This window comes from Methylophaga sp. (assembly GCF_030651745.1).
In genome coordinates this window covers 1-14,957 of sequence record NZ_JAUSCC010000002.1, presented here as the reverse complement: position 1 = coordinate 14,957, position 14,957 = coordinate 1, and the positions used below count along the sequence as shown (strand labels likewise).

Genomic DNA, 14,957 nt, shown 5'->3' with positions numbered 1-14,957 from the left:
GGATGAAAATGGTTATGTCTATCACTCAAATGTGGATGCCATTGCAGAAATGGCAAATATGATGTCGGCTTCTCGTTCGTATCAGAACAATGTTGAGATTGCCAACACTTCCAAACAATTGCTGCTGCAAACTTTGCAGCTTGGCAAATAACGACAGGGAGTTATTCAAATGGCAATTAATGGTGTAAATGATAACCCGTATGCTTTTCTCAACAGTACGAATAACTCAACTGCGAAGGATGAAGAGAGAGACCCCGGCAAGTTGCAAATGGAGGATTTTATGTCCTTGATGACCACGCAGCTGATGAATCAGGATCCGCTTAAACCAATGGAGAGTGGTGATTTTCTCGGGCAAATAGCTTCCTTCAGCACAGTCAGTGGTATCAGTGATTTGCAGGATTCATTCGCCAGCTTTGCTAAGGCGATGCAATCAGATCAAGCCTTGCAAGGTTCTTCATTGGTTGGCCGTTCAGTGATGGTTCCATCATCAATCGGTGTAATGACTCCTGATTCACCAATGCGTGGACAAATTAACGTCGCTGAGCCGGTTTCAAATTTAGAAATTAAAATTTACAGCGCTAATGGAGAATTAGTCAGAACCATTCCAATGGGGCCAGCGTCGGGCTATACCAACTTTGAGTGGGATGGTTTGAATAACGATGGTGAGGCCTTACCTGAAGGTGTTTACCAGTTTATGGCAACGGGTTCAGTGAATGGGCAAAACACCGCATTTCCTACAGCAGTTGTTGCCAAGGTAGATAGCGTATTAGTTGGCTCAGGCGGTCAAGGATTGACCATCAATCTGGCCGGTATCGGTTCGGTACCGTTTAGTGAAGTTCAAGAAATTATTTAAGGGGTAACATCATGTCATTTAATACAGCATTAACAGGCCTCAATGCCGCCACTGCCGATTTGAATGTGAAGTCAAATAATATTGCCAACATTAATACCATTGGTTTTAAAGGTTCTCGAGCAGAATTCGGTGATGTTTATGCCTTATCAACTTTCGGTAATAGTAATACGGCGATCGGCACTGGTGTTGTATTGAACAATGTTGCCCAGCAATTTAATCAAGGGAATTTAGAAGTCACCAATAATTCTCTTGATCTGGCAATTAGCGGTAATGGTCAGGGCTTTTATGCTTTGTCTCCAGCCTTGGATACGCAGCAAGTTATATATAGTCGGGCCGGTGCATTTAATATTAATCGTGATGGCTATATGACCAATAGCTCTGGCCAATATTTGCTTGGGTTTCCTGTTAATCCTAATGGCAGTGTGTCGTCTACGGCCCTCGGTGGAACAAGCCCTATTCGTTTACCTGCAGCCGCGGGGGTGCCACAAGCGACAACCGAAGTAGATATTGCGGCAAATTTACCGTCAACGGCACCGGGGTTTGATCCGTTAGTCACTGCAATAGATCCAACAGATCCAACTACTTATACCAATTCAACCTCCAGCAATATTTTTGACTCGCTGGGTAATGAAAGTACGCTTACCTACTATTATCAAAAAACGAATGTTGATAATGAATGGCTAGTCGAGGTGTATATCAATGAACCTGTAGGCAGTCAGACACGTTTAGAGTTTGGTGCTGGTCAGACGAGTAAAACATTAACATTTGATCCTGCTTTGGGTGGTGCTTTGGATGCTGGAGTAACACCAACTGAAACTTACACTTTTTCAGGTTTAAGCAGTGGTGCTGTCGATTTAAATCTTGAGATAAACTTTGCCGGTTCAACCCAAAACTCAGCAGCTTTTACAATTTTAGATACCGACCAAAATGGATTTCCAACTGGCCGACTAACCGGATTGGATATAAATGATGTTGGTTTGGTGCAAGCGCAATACTCAAATGGCCAAACCGTTAATATCGGCAAAATTGTATTAGCTGACTTTCCGAACCCGCAAGGTTTGAAACAAATCGGTAATACTTCCTGGGAAGCCACTTTTGCTTCTGGAGATGTGCGTATTGGTGAAGCGGGAACCGGAAGCTTTGGCCTGATTCAGTCAGGTGCCTTGGAATCATCAAACGTTGATTTGACCAAAGAGCTTGTGGGCTTGATTACCGCACAACGTAATTTCCAGGCCAACTCAAAAGCCATTGAAACCAATAATGCCATCACCCAAACAATTATCAACTTACGTTAGTTTGTTAATGATTAATGTTGGTTTTGAAAAGTTAAGAGGTTAATTATGGATCGCATGTTGTATATCTCAATGAATGCCGCTCAGCAAACTATGCTGGCGCAAGCGACCAATGCCAATAATCTGGCTAACGTTAACACCACAGGTTTTCGTGCTGATTTAGAACAATTTCGATCGATGCCGGTGTTTGGTGAAGGTTTACCAACAAGGGTGTATTCAATGACTGAACGGCCTGCTACCGATTACCAACAAGGCAGTGTGCAGTCTACTGGCCGAGAACTGGATATTTCTGTTCAGGGCGAAGGCTTTATTGCTGTCATGGGTAAGGATGGTCGTGAAGGTTACACCCGTGCTGGCGATCTGCATGTCACAGAATTTGGTCAATTAGTCACCGGCACGGGTTTACAGGTGATGGGTGAAGGTGGACCCATTGCTATTCCGCCGGCTGAAAAAATGGATATAGGTGTTGACGGTACTATTTCTATTCGGCCGATTGGCGGAGCAGAAAACGAATTAGCAATAATTGACCGGATTAAATTGGTTAAACCCGATCTACAAAATGTCTTTAAAGACAGCGATGGCCTGATGCGTATGGCTGATGGCACTGAAGCACCATTAGACGCTACGGTCAAAGTGGCGTCCGGCACCATCGAAGGCAGCAATGTTAATGCCGTGGGTGCTTTGGTGAATATGATTGAGCTACAACGTAAATATGAGATGCAAGTCAAAATGATGAGCACTGCAGAAGAAAATAGCGCCGCGTCGGCACGCATGTTGCAGATAAATGGTTAGTAACATTGCAACAGCGTTTTTAGGAGAGACAGTATGAATCAGGCATTGTGGATTGCGAAAACCGGACTGGATGCTCAACAAACAAGAATGTCGGTTATTTCAAATAATCTGGCAAACGTAAACACCACCGGTTTTAAACAGGATCGGGCCGTGTTTGAGGATTTGTTGTACCAGACCATCCGCCAGCCAGGCGCGCAAACTACTACGGACAATCAATTACCTTCCGGCCTGATGATTGGTACTGGTGTGCGTACAGTTGCCACTGAAAAACTGCACACCCAAGGTAATATTATCCAAACCAATAATGCATTAGATGTTGCTATTGATGGTCGGGGATTCTTTCAGATCCTGCTTCCAGATGGTGATATTGCCTACACCCGCGACGGCAGCTTCCAGATTAACGCCGACGGCGATGTAGTCATGTCGAACGGTTATCTTCTGGATCCAGGTCTGAATATTCCTGATGACGTACAAAGCATTACGATTGGTGTTGATGGAACCGTCAGCGTAACCCAACCAGGCGATAATGAACCGACAGTGATTGGTGAAATTGAGCTGGCAAATTTTGTTAATCCTGCCGGTTTGCAACCTGTAGGGGAAAATTTGTTTAAAGAAACAGGTGCCAGTGGAGTACCTATTGCCGGCACACCTACCCTGGATGGTTTTGGTCGTTTAATCGGTGGTGCTTTAGAGACCTCAAACGTTAATGTAGTCACCGAGCTGATTAACATGATCGAAACCCAGCGGGCTTATGAAATGAATTCCAAAGCCATTTCGACAGCGGATCAAATGCTGCAATACGCTAGCCAAAACCTGTAATCAAATAACACTAACCCCGATAGAACAGCTCATGTTCGTCGGGGTTTTTTTATGGCTATTATTCATCCATCAATTTTCTAAGTTTCGACAAATTCTGGCATGGACTCTGCAAGATAATTTTTGTACACAAGTTTGTCCTGGAGACACGTATGAAATTCATTTACCGACTGCTGACAATTACTTCTCTTGTTTTACTTACCGCGTGTGTCAGTAAAGAAGTAAAACGCGATCCTGCCTATGCTGCAGTACGTCCGGTAGCCACCGCTCCTGTGGAACGTAATGATGGCGCCATCTTTGATGTGCGTAACAATATTACGTTGTACGAAGATTACAAAGCCCGCCGGGTAGGTGATATTTTGACGGTGCGTTTGCAGGAGCGAACTGACGCCGAAAAAGAAGCGACTACATCTGTTTCTAAAAGTGGCAGTAACAATATCAACAACCCAACGATTTTTGGCTCAACACCCCAATTCAGCCTGCCAAGTGGCTTACCTCTGGCAAATACGGATAACAATAATTTAGCCTTTGGCACCAGCTCAAATCACAGTTTTGATGGTGAAGGTGAAAGTGAACAAAACAACCGCCTGTCCGGTGATATCAGTGTTTCAGTGGTTGAGGTGTTATCTAACGGCAATATGATTGTCCGAGGTGAGAAGGTTGTCACCATTAATCAGGGTAATGAATATGTGCGTTTAACCGGCATGATCAGTCCTCGCGATATTGATGCTACCAATACCATTTCATCCATTCGTATTGCCGATGCCCAGATTACCTATGTTGGAGATGGAGCTTCTAATGATTCAAACACGATGGGCTGGCTCAGTCGGTTCTTCATCAGTGCGTTAATGCCTTTCTAAGAGGTTAGAGTAATGAAAACAACAATAAATACCTTATTTGCCGCTTTATTAATGTTAATGATGACGGCTACTCAGGCAGTTGAACGAATCAAAGATTTAGCCTCTATCGGCGGTGTGCGTAATAACCAACTTGTCGGATATGGGCTGGTCGTAGGGCTAAGCGGAACCGGTGATAAAACGGCTTTTACCGGCCAGACGTTACGCAGTATGTTGCGTGAGATGGGAGTGACCTTACCGGCAGGAGTGGATCCTAAAAGCAAAAATATAGCGGCAGTTTCTGTCCATGCCGATTTGCCGCCTTTTGCCAAACCCGGGCAAACCATTGATATCACAGTGTCGTCACTTGGTGATTCCAAAAGCCTGCGAGGCGGCAGTTTAATCATGACACCACTTAAAGGTGCTGATGGTCAGGTCTATGCGATGGCGCAAGGTAATCTGGTAGTAGGTGGTTTTGGTGCTGAGGCGGGAGATGGATCGCGGGTAACGGTAAACATTCCCAGTGCAGGCCGTATCCCCAACGGCGCGACAGTTGAACGTACTGTGGAAAATGCATTAAATGTCGGTGACTATATTATTTTGAATTTACATCAAGCCGACTTTACTACGGCAAGTCGTTTATCTGATGCGATTAATCAAACCTTGGGTCGTGGCACAGCAAGCTCCATGGACGCTGCATCCGTTAGAGTCAATGCGCCGAGAGATCCGAATCAACGCGTTCCGTTTTTATCGTTAATTGAAAACCTTGAGTTGAACCCAGGAGAGGCGGCAGCCAGGGTGGTCGTAAACTCACGCAGTGGTACGGTCGTTATTGGACAAAATGTTCGTGTCAGTCCAGCGGCTGTAACACACGGCAGCTTGTCGGTAACCATTTCTGCGAATCCGGAAGTGTCTCAACCCAATGCTTTTTCAGCAGGGGAAACCGTCATTACACCTAACTACAATATCGAAATCACCGAAGAAAACAGCCGGATGTTTGTATTTAATCCCGGTGTATCTCTGGATGAAATTGTCCGTGCGGTGAATCAGGTAGGCGCTGCTCCAGGCGATTTGGTCGCTATTCTGGAAGCTTTAAAACAAGCCGGTGCTTTACGCGCTGAGCTGGTCATAATTTAAGTAAATTGATTAAGCCATGACTATCCCTGCAGATATTCAGCAAAATGCCACTGATTTTCATGGGCTTAATCAACTGCGCCAGTCGGCACTGAATTCCGACAATGACGCGGCAACAATGCGGCAAGTTGCCGCTCAATTTGAATCTTTATTCACCACAATGATGTTGAAAAGCATGCGTCAGGCCAGTTTGGCGGAAGGCATATTCGATTCCAATCACAGCAAAACCTATCGCGATATGGCTGACCAGCAGCTGGCAATGGATTTATCCAAACGTGGTGGGTTGGGCCTGCAGGATGTGATCATCCGGCAGTTGGGTGGCGAGGTCCGATCCGATATTCCTACAGGTGGTGAGACCTTCAGTTTTGATACGGTTACGGTTCGCCAGGATCTACGGCGCATGGTCAAAGAGATTCACGAAAAGGCAGACAAAGTTAGCGAGGACAGTATTGATGAAGTCGACAGTATTCAACAATTGAAGGTGATGCCGCAGCGGTTTAAATCACCGGAAGATTTTGTTGAACAATTATGGCCGCTAGCCCAGAAAGCGGCAGAAAGGTTAGGCACCTCAGCGGATGTGATTTTGTCGCAAGCGGCACTAGAGACTGGCTGGGGCAAATATGTGCTTAAAGATACTGATGGGAAGTCCAGTTTTAATTTATTTAACATCAAAGCAGATAGCCGTTGGGATGGCGAATTTGTCGCGAAAAATGCGCTGGAATATCGAAATGGCAAACCTGTAACCGAACAGTCCCGATTCCGTTCTTACGATGATTATCAGCAATCGTTTGATGATTATGTAAGCTTCTTGCAGTCTCAGCCGCGTTATCAGGAAGCATTGAAATATGTTGGCAGACCGGAAAGATTTGTCGAAAAACTGCATCAAGCGGGTTATGCAACCGATCCACAATATGCCAACAAAATAAAACGCATTATGAATGGCGATACGCTGGCACAGATTTCGCATAAATATATTCAGAATCTGGGGTATTAACCCGGTAAAAGCTCGCAGAGGATCATCTAAATGAGCATGCTGAATATAGGTAGTTCTGCTTTATTGGCCGCACAAACGGCTTTAGCCACAACCAGTCATAACATCAGTAACGTAAATACCCCTGGGTATTCACGACAGCGCACTGATCAAGGTACCCAACCTGCCAACTTTGAAGGCGGTTATTACATTGGAAACGGTGTTGGAATCACTGGCGTTGATCGTATTTTCAATCAGTTTTTGATAAACCAGCTACGTACCTATACTTCTGCTGCTTCCCAGCAAGACGGTTTTTTGACTTTTTCCAAGCAAGTTGATGATTTATTGGGTTCTTCCTCATTGAGTATTAATGGCGGCTTGGAAGCCTTTTTCAATTCCGTGCAGGAAGTTGCTAATGATCCGACTTCCATTGCTGCTCGGCAAGTGATGTTGACGCAGGGTGAGCTGCTAGCGAATCGCTTTAACACCATGGATAGTCAATTAAGTGAGTTAGATCGGCAAATTGACAATACCATCTCGGTATCAATTAACGATATTAACGTGCTGTCTCAAGGCATTGTAGATTTAAATAAATCCATATCGGAGTCTTTGGCTGCAGGTTATCAGCCCAATGATTTGCTTGATAAACGCGATAAATTAATCAACGATCTGTCTGAACTGGTCTCGGTCAATGTCGTCGAGCAAGATAATGGTTCGGTAAATGTATTTATCGGTAATGGACAAGGATTGGTGGTTGGCAATACTCGAGCTGTGCTTTCCGCGATTCCTGACAACAGTACCAATCCTCCGAGGACGGCAATTGGTTATGGATCCTCTCAAATAAATATCACCCAGCAAATTACCGGTGGGGAAATAGGAGGGGCTTTACTGGCCCGTACCAGTATCGTTGATACTACTCGCGCCGAACTGGATGTACTGGCTGAAGCGGTTGTTACAGCATTCAATGATGTGCATAACAATGGTATTGATTTGAATGGCAATGCCGGCACCGATTTCTTTGATGCTACTGGCATAACAGCTGGCACGATGCGGATGAACATCACCGATACAAGATTGATAGCGGCCTCATCTACGACCAATACTGGGGTAGGTAATAATGAAAATGCCTTGGCAATGGCTGCTCTGCAAACAGACAAAACAACGGTGGTACTTGATCCCGGTCCACCAGTCATTTCCCGCTCATTTAATGATCAATATGGTTCGCTGGTTTCACAAGTCGCAACCCGTACCAATCAGGCGACCGTAACTCAGCAGACGCAAGCAGGATTAGTCAGTCAAATCCGTCAACGTGCAGAAAGTGTTTCAGGGGTCAATCTGGATGAGGAAGCGGCAAATTTGATCAAGTTTCAACAAGCTTATCAGGCGGCCTCACAGATAATTACCGTTTCTAATACGATTTTTAATTCACTACTTAATGCTCTATAGGAGATGAACTGATGCGGATCTCCACCAATTACATGACACAACAAAGCCTCGAAGCGATGTTGCGGCAACAAAATGAATTAGCAAAAACGCAATTACAGGTTTCTACCACTAAACGAATTCTAACCCCATCGGATGATCCTATCGGTGCCGTTAAAATGCTGGATTTGCAACGACAAATCGGTCTGACAAAACAATATCAGGATAATGCGGATGTAGCGGATAGTCGCTTGAGTACAACTGACGGCATCCTCAAAAGTGCTTACGATATTATGCTGCGGATCCGAGAGTTGGCAGTGCAAGGACTCAATGACACCAACAGTGATAGTGGACGACAAGGTATTGCGGAAGAAATCAACCAACTGAACAGTTCACTAGTTGCCCTGGTAAACAGTACCGATGCCAATGGCGAATATTTTTTCTCGGGTTATCAATCCGACGTGCAACCGTTTGATACTACAACCTTTGCCTACAATGGTGATGGTGGTCAACGCCAATTGCGCGTCAGTGATGGTTATCTGGTCGAAATTAATGAACCGGGCAATGCTTTATTTGTTACCCAAACAGTTGCTGGTCCGAACCAGGCCATATTTCAAACCATCCAGGATTTCAGTGATGCCTTATCCAATGGAACTGTGGGTACCGGGCCTAATAATGGCGATTTTCTGGCAAATATGGATTACGCTATGAATGCTTCTTTAGAAGCACGAACCCGGATCGGCACCCGGCAAAATGCAATTGATATGCAACGGGATATCAATGAAAGTTCTCAGTTCAGCTTAGAGACTACTCTCACTCAGATAGAAGGTTTGGATATGGCTGAAGCAATCAGTCGTTTGAATCTGCAATCGGTAGCTCTTCAAGCGGCACAGCAGGTATATGTTAAAGTTCAGGGATTATCGTTGTTTAATTATCTGTAACATTGCGGGCGTTATAAAAAAGCTAAAGGATTATCCATGCAGCAAACCCAAGCATACTGTGTTGTCTGCGGCCAAAATATTTTGAAATTTGAACCCTTTCGAGGGGGATCTGCTAACCGACCATTCCTGATGCGCCTGTTTAAAGTCGTCGGCAGTAATACCGATCACTTTCAATGTCCTTCATGTCGTAGCCACGATCGTGAAAGACACTTGTTGATCTATCTTGCATCGTTAAATTTACTTTCTATATTTACCCAGGCAAAAGTGCTGCATTTTGCACCGGAAAAGTGGGTTGCGAATGTGGTCCAGCTTCAATCTCCAGAGATTTATATTAAAGCGGATTTGTTTCCCCAAACGGAAGATGTACAGCAGATTGATATGCTGGCTATCCCTTATCCAGATGAGTTCTTTTCTGTGGTTATAGCGAATCACGTGCTTGAGCATGTCGCCGATGATTTGCTGGCTTTAAGTGAAATCAGACGGGTATTAAAGAAAGGTGGGTTGGCGATTTTGCAGACCCCTTATAGCGATCTTTTACACACGACTTTTGCGGATGACGGTATAAAAGGGGATGCTCTGTGCCGTGAGGTGTATGGGCAGGAAGATCATGTGCGTCTTTATGGACGGGATATTTTTGATCGGTTCGCAAGTGCTGGGTTTCATTCGCTGGTGGTTTCCCATCAACAAGTATTATCTGACATTGCTCCAGAGGTTTATGGTGTCAATCAAGATGAGCCTTTTTTTCTCTTTGAAGCAATATAGGTTGAACTATGGCAGCACCTTTGGTCTCAGTATGCGTGATTACCTATCAGCATAAAAATTATATAAAACAATGCATCGATGGGATTTTGTCACAAAAAACCGATTTTCCGTTTGAGATTTTGATTGGTGAAGATGGCTCTGTAGATGGTACTCGTGAAATATGTGAGGCTTACGCTGAACAATACCCGCAGCTAATTCGTTTATTTTGCTGGGATCGTCATACCGATCGTTCTGAGTTTCCGGGCGGGCCTGGCAGATACAATATCCTCCATACCTTAAAAGAAGCCAAATCAGCCTATATTGCCTTGTGTGAAGGTGACGATTACTGGATAGATGAACACAAGCTGCAGCAGCAAGTCTCGTTTTTGCAGTCTCATCCTGACTTTGCCATGAGTTTTCATGCTGTCAATGTGGATGATGGCAGCCAGATAAAAGCTGATAACCTGACGGATGTTCGAAAGGACGAGTTTTCCATACATGATTTGGCTCGGGGTAATTTTATTCACACCCCGTCAGTTGTTTATCGCAATATCCTGCCGGCAGAATTTCCTGTTTTTTTTAAGACGGCTCCGGTGCTGGATTATCTATTACATCTCTATATCTCGCAGCAGGGAAAAATTAAATATTTTCCCGAACCAATGGCTGTATATAGAGTTCATGGAGAGAGTTATTGGTCCTCCAAATCCCAACATGCTCGTTCTATATTGTGGCTAAGCGTGTTAAATCCTCTTGTTAGCTATTTCTCCGAAAATAGTGAGGTGGGCGAGAAGCTCAAGCAGCAGGCTTTTGATATTGGTTCAAACCTGTTGGCCGACCAATATGACCCATTAAGCGAAGACGAATTAAAAGCGGTCTTGACCAATTTAGTCACGATTGATCCCGTCTATTTTCTGAAGCTATCGCAACAGAACTCGAAAGAGCTTTCTCTCGATCAGTTATTAAATCTGCTCCAGACCAATCTGCAGCAAACCGACTTGAGCGTTAAAAACATAGTGAAGTCGATTATAAATAAAAATATAAATTGGCTGGCTCACAATCAATTGAAAGACGTTTTTGTCATCAATGCTGTTCAGTTGGTACTTAATGAATTAGAGAGCAACACTTCCACTAACATTTTATTGACTAACTACCAAGAAACTTGCGTACGTGATTGCCTACAGTTATTAACATCCAGTTCGTTGACTGAGGTGACAGAGCCAGTTCTTCAGCTCAAATTGCTGTTGCGACAATGGTGGGAACAGAAACGTTACCAATTTTGGATTCAGAACCATGCCTTGATGGAAATTGATGCCCAAATTCATGCCGAAAGGATGATGCAATGGGCTATAAAACCAACGTTCCATTTATTTATGTTTGTATTTAACGATGAACAACATTTATTGGCCGATACTCTGTCATCCCTGGGACAGCTGTTCTACCAGAATTGGAAACTGACGGTGATTGCCGACTCAGCTTCGCCCGATGGTATGTTTGATGAGCTTGAAGTGTTGGAATGGCTGACATTACCAGAGCAAATAGAGCCTTATGATTATCTCAATGCCACTATGGTCGCTTCACCAGCCGAATGGGTAAGTTTCATTCCTGCCGGAACCTGTTTCGAGCCACAGATATGGCTGCAATTTGGTGATTACATAAATCTTTATAAGGATAAAACGGCTTTTTATTGTGATGATGATTTAATCAGCAGCACAGGTGAGCGTAGTCAACCACGATTCAAACCGGATTTTAATCTGGATCTGTTGCGGTCACAGGATTACCTAGGTCCCCTTCTATGTAAAACAAGCCTGTTCGAAGCCGTTGGTGGATTTGATAAGGTGCCCGGCCACGAAAACATGAGCCTTGCGTTGAAAGCTTATGAGCGGGTTGGCGCTGAAGGAATTGGACACATCGCCGATGTTTTAATGCATTTACCCGAAAACATCTTATCCCTCTACAGTACACAGATGAGCCAACAGGCTGTTCAGCAGCATCTTGTTCGGCAGCAACTGTTGGCTTTTGCTGAGCCGGGTCTGATGGATAAAACAGTGAGAGTGGTATATCAATGGCCGGATTCACCTAAAGTAAGCATTATCATTCCCACCAAAGATAAACTTGAATTCCTGCGGCCCTGTGTCGAAGCTGCATTATTAAAAAACAGCTATCCGAACTTTGAAATTATTATTATCAATAATCGAAGCGAAGAGCTGGATACACTGGATTATTTCCGGCAACTGTCCGAGCTTCCTGACGATACCCTCCGGGTGATTGATTATCCGCATCCTTTCAATTATGCGGCAATCAGTAACTTGGCAGCAGAAAATGCACGGGGCGAATATCTCTTATTCCTGAATAACGATACGGAAGCTCTGCACCCTGAATGGCTGGAACGCATGATGTCCCATGCACAACGCCCAGAAGTCGGTATTGTCGGAGCACGACTGGTTTATCCAGAAACAGGATTGATTCAACATGCTGGTGTGATTCTGGGAATGGAAAGTATTGCTGAGCATATTTATCTGGGATCACTGGATATTAAAGAGCCGGGCTATATGGGCCGCGCTCAGGTAGATCAGAATTTTTCGGCAGTGACTGGTGCATGCTTGCTGATAAGAAAATCAACTTATCTTCAAGTCGGTGGGATGGATGAGCAGCAATTTGCGGTTTCCTACAACGATATCGATCTGTGTTTAAAAGTGCGTCAAAGCGGTTTTTTAGTGACGTGGACACCTTATTCCGTGTTGGTCCATCATGGCAGTGTGACTCAAAAAAGTGAGCTATCTCGTTCAGCTGAGCAATCATCCAATGCTGAACGGTTTCAGAATGAACGCGAGAATATGCTGAAAAAATGGTTGCCGGTTATCGCTAATGATCCCGCGTTCAATCGCAATCTGAGTCTGGTTTATCGCGACTGTTTGATTGAATCGGTCATGCCGACCAATTGGGATACGCATTTTCATGATCGTCCCAAAATTCTTGGCTTGCCGTTACAGGGGGGGAGTGGCGATTATCGGGTGATTCAGCCTTTTGCAGCTTTAAGTCATGCAGCATTAGCGCAGTGTGAGTTTTATCGCTTCAACAATAATCTTACCCGGCCAATTATGATCTCAGAATATGCGCGAATTGCCCCGGATAGCGTGGTATTTCATGCGGCGCTAAATGATATTCAACTACAGCAATTAGAGCAGCTTAAAGAATTTTTACCCAATGTGTTTCGGATTTACAGCATCGATGATTTATTAACCAATGTGCCCGAGCAAAGTTCAGCTTATAAAGAGATCAAGCGTCATTTTGCTGACGCGAAATCAAGAATGCGTCGTGCATTGCAATCAACTGACCGTTTAATCGTATCTACACAGCCATTAGCCGATCTATGTGCTGGAATGGTTGACGATATTTGGGTTATTCCTAATCGTTTACCCAAAGATCCTTGGCTATCAGTTACTTCATTAAGTAATCAAGGCCATAAGCCACGAGTAGGATGGGCGGGAGCGCAGCAGCATCAAGGTGACCTTGCCATTATGGCTGAGGTAGTTAAAGCGACCGCAAATGAAGTGGACTGGATATTTATGGGAATGTGTCCAGAGGACATTAAGCCTTATGTCCATGAATATCATTATTTTGTACCAATCGCCGAGTATCCGGCAAAACTTGCCAGTTTGAATTTGGATTTGGCCGTTGCACCACTAGAAATCCACCCATTTAATGAAGCTAAAAGTAATTTGAGATTATTAGAATACGGTGTATTGGGCTGGCCTGTTATCTGTACAGATATTTATCCGTATAGAACCAATAATCCACCGGTCATTCATGTACAAAATCAGGTAGATCAATGGGTGGCGGCAATCCGGCAAATATTAGCCGACAAAGCGGCATTAGCCGATGCCGGTTCGGCGTTAAAATCCTGGGTTTTACAACATTATATGCTGGAAGATCATCTGGATGAATGGCTTAAAGCATTAACCAGACATTAAGAATAAATTTTATAGGGTCGCTCAGGCCCTTTGTTTTACTAACTTTAAACATATAGCATTGAAAAAATACAGATTATTGGCATGAACACTGCTTAGTTGAATTCATACTTGTTCGGAATGCCGACAGGTTTTGAATAGAATCGCTCAATTAGGGAGAGTGTTATGGCACTAATCGTCAATAGTAATCTGGCTTCTCTGAATGCTCAGCGTAACCTGAGTAATTCACAGAATGATCTGAATACATCTTTACAGCGGTTATCATCCGGCTTGCGTGTCAATAGCGCTAAAGATGATGCTGCCGGCCTGTTTGTGGCTCAACAACTTACTCGAGATATTCGAGGAACCAATCAAGCAGTGCGAAATGCTGCCGATGGCATCTCTCTGGGGCAAACAGCTGAAGGTGCTCTGGGTCAAGTTGCTAATAACTTACAGCGTATTCGTGAAATTGCCATTCAGGCATCGAATGCCACGGTAGGTGATAGAAGTGGTTTGCAAAAAGAGGTTGATCAGTTAACTCAGGAAATCTCACGAATTGTTCAAACCACCGAATTCAGTGGTACAAAATTATTGAGTGGCGCTACATCCTTAGTATTTCAGGTTGGGGCCAGCGGATCTACCAATAACCAAGTGGTTCTCGAAACCGTTAACATTACAGGGATTGGCGGCTACTCACTAAATTTAACTGCTACAGGCACTATTGATGTCAGTAATGCAGCCAATGCCTCTGCAGCGCTTTCTGGTCTATCAATAGATATCGATACGATCAACCAAACACGGGCAACCTATGGTGCGTTGCAAAACCGCTTTGAGGCTGTTATCTCCAATCTGCAAAATTATGCCGAGAATTTGACAGCCGCGCGGAGTCGTATTGAAGATGCTGACTTTGCCGCTGAAACGGCAAGACTGACCCGTGCTCAGATTTTGCAGCAGGCTGGTACTTCCATTTTGGCCCAGGCAAACAGCTTGCCGCAGAGTGCATTAACCTTATTACAGGGTTAGTAATGCCAAATTCAAATTATCTGGGAAGTCGAATTATTGCCGCTTTCCAATTTATTTGAAAAAAAGATTAAAGAAAAATAATCGCAGGTCGCTAAACATTTCGGAGGCGGTAAATACTGGGTTTTCCACAGTCTGTCCGCCATGTTTAGTGGGGCAAAATGCCCTTAAAAGCCTAGGAGAATTCTCATGG

Annotated in this window: 13 protein-coding genes; all 13 read left to right on the top strand. The window is 44.3% G+C overall.

What is annotated here, in order from left to right:
* Positions 1–151, top strand: a 151-nt coding sequence (locus Q7V21_RS00100; RefSeq protein ID WP_304915351.1) for a flagellar basal body rod protein FlgC, incomplete at its 5' end; no start/stop codon positions are given.
* A gap of 18 nt (positions 152–169) precedes the next feature.
* On the top strand, positions 170–853 hold the full coding sequence (locus Q7V21_RS00095; protein WP_069296664.1) for a flagellar hook assembly protein FlgD: 684 nt from the start codon (positions 170–172) through the stop codon (positions 851–853).
* 11 nt (positions 854–864) lie between these two features.
* Positions 865–2,148 carry a flagellar hook protein FlgE gene (gene flgE, locus Q7V21_RS00090; protein WP_069296665.1) on the top strand — a complete coding sequence of 428 codons (1,284 nt, stop codon included), beginning with the start codon at positions 865–867 and terminating at the stop codon, positions 2,146–2,148.
* 45 nt (positions 2,149–2,193) lie between these two features.
* Positions 2,194–2,937: a flagellar basal-body rod protein FlgF gene (flgF, locus tag Q7V21_RS00085; protein WP_069296666.1), complete on the top strand. Its 744-nt coding sequence runs from the start codon at positions 2,194–2,196 to the stop codon at positions 2,935–2,937.
* A gap of 33 nt (positions 2,938–2,970) precedes the next feature.
* Complete coding sequence (flgG, locus tag Q7V21_RS00080) at positions 2,971–3,756, top strand: flagellar basal-body rod protein FlgG (RefSeq protein ID WP_069296667.1); 786 nt, start codon at positions 2,971–2,973, stop codon at positions 3,754–3,756.
* Positions 3,757–3,905: 149 nt separating this feature from the next.
* Positions 3,906–4,613, top strand: coding sequence for a flagellar basal body L-ring protein FlgH (flgH, locus tag Q7V21_RS00075; RefSeq protein WP_304915349.1), 708 nt, complete (start codon positions 3,906–3,908; stop codon positions 4,611–4,613).
* A 12-nt stretch (positions 4,614–4,625) separates the two neighbouring features.
* The gene (locus Q7V21_RS00070) at positions 4,626–5,726 is read left to right on the top strand and encodes a flagellar basal body P-ring protein FlgI (RefSeq protein ID WP_069296669.1); all 1,101 of its coding nucleotides are present in this window, start codon (positions 4,626–4,628) and stop codon (positions 5,724–5,726) included.
* A 16-nt stretch (positions 5,727–5,742) separates the two neighbouring features.
* On the top strand, positions 5,743–6,717 hold the full coding sequence (gene flgJ, locus Q7V21_RS00065) for a flagellar assembly peptidoglycan hydrolase FlgJ (protein ID WP_304915348.1): 975 nt from the start codon (positions 5,743–5,745) through the stop codon (positions 6,715–6,717).
* Between the two features lie 30 nt (positions 6,718–6,747).
* Positions 6,748–8,139: a flagellar hook-associated protein FlgK gene (flgK, locus tag Q7V21_RS00060; protein WP_304915347.1), complete on the top strand. Its 1,392-nt coding sequence runs from the start codon at positions 6,748–6,750 to the stop codon at positions 8,137–8,139.
* An 11-nt stretch (positions 8,140–8,150) separates the two neighbouring features.
* Complete coding sequence (gene flgL, locus Q7V21_RS00055; RefSeq protein ID WP_304915346.1) at positions 8,151–9,056, top strand: flagellar hook-associated protein FlgL; 906 nt, start codon at positions 8,151–8,153, stop codon at positions 9,054–9,056.
* A 36-nt stretch (positions 9,057–9,092) separates the two neighbouring features.
* Positions 9,093–9,818 (top strand): class I SAM-dependent methyltransferase, encoded by a 726-nt coding sequence (locus tag Q7V21_RS00050; RefSeq protein WP_304915345.1) that lies wholly within the window; start codon positions 9,093–9,095, stop codon positions 9,816–9,818.
* An 8-nt stretch (positions 9,819–9,826) separates the two neighbouring features.
* Positions 9,827–13,768, top strand: a complete 3,942-nt coding sequence (locus tag Q7V21_RS00045) for a glycosyltransferase (RefSeq protein WP_304915344.1) — start codon at positions 9,827–9,829, stop codon at positions 13,766–13,768.
* A gap of 162 nt (positions 13,769–13,930) precedes the next feature.
* The gene (locus Q7V21_RS00040; protein ID WP_304915343.1) at positions 13,931–14,767 is read left to right on the top strand and encodes a flagellin; all 837 of its coding nucleotides are present in this window, start codon (positions 13,931–13,933) and stop codon (positions 14,765–14,767) included.
* Positions 14,768–14,957: the final 190 nt, after the last annotated feature.

Bases quoted from the DNA above. Each gene is read 5' to 3' on its own strand.
- Q7V21_RS00095 (WP_069296664.1), top strand. From the start codon at position 170: ATGGCAATTAATGGTGTAAATGATAACCCGTATGCTTTTCTCAACAGT.
- flgE (WP_069296665.1), top strand. From the start codon at position 865: ATGTCATTTAATACAGCATTAACAGGCCTCAATGCCGCCACTGCCGAT.
- flgF (WP_069296666.1), top strand. From the start codon at position 2,194: ATGGATCGCATGTTGTATATCTCAATGAATGCCGCTCAGCAAACTATG.
- flgG (WP_069296667.1), top strand. From the start codon at position 2,971: ATGAATCAGGCATTGTGGATTGCGAAAACCGGACTGGATGCTCAACAA.
- flgH (WP_304915349.1), top strand. From the start codon at position 3,906: ATGAAATTCATTTACCGACTGCTGACAATTACTTCTCTTGTTTTACTT.
- Q7V21_RS00070 (WP_069296669.1), top strand. From the start codon at position 4,626: ATGAAAACAACAATAAATACCTTATTTGCCGCTTTATTAATGTTAATG.
- flgJ (WP_304915348.1), top strand. From the start codon at position 5,743: ATGACTATCCCTGCAGATATTCAGCAAAATGCCACTGATTTTCATGGG.
- flgK (WP_304915347.1), top strand. From the start codon at position 6,748: ATGAGCATGCTGAATATAGGTAGTTCTGCTTTATTGGCCGCACAAACG.
- flgL (WP_304915346.1), top strand. From the start codon at position 8,151: ATGCGGATCTCCACCAATTACATGACACAACAAAGCCTCGAAGCGATG.
- Q7V21_RS00050 (WP_304915345.1), top strand. From the start codon at position 9,093: ATGCAGCAAACCCAAGCATACTGTGTTGTCTGCGGCCAAAATATTTTG.
- Q7V21_RS00045 (WP_304915344.1), top strand. From the start codon at position 9,827: ATGGCAGCACCTTTGGTCTCAGTATGCGTGATTACCTATCAGCATAAA.
- Q7V21_RS00040 (WP_304915343.1), top strand. From the start codon at position 13,931: ATGGCACTAATCGTCAATAGTAATCTGGCTTCTCTGAATGCTCAGCGT.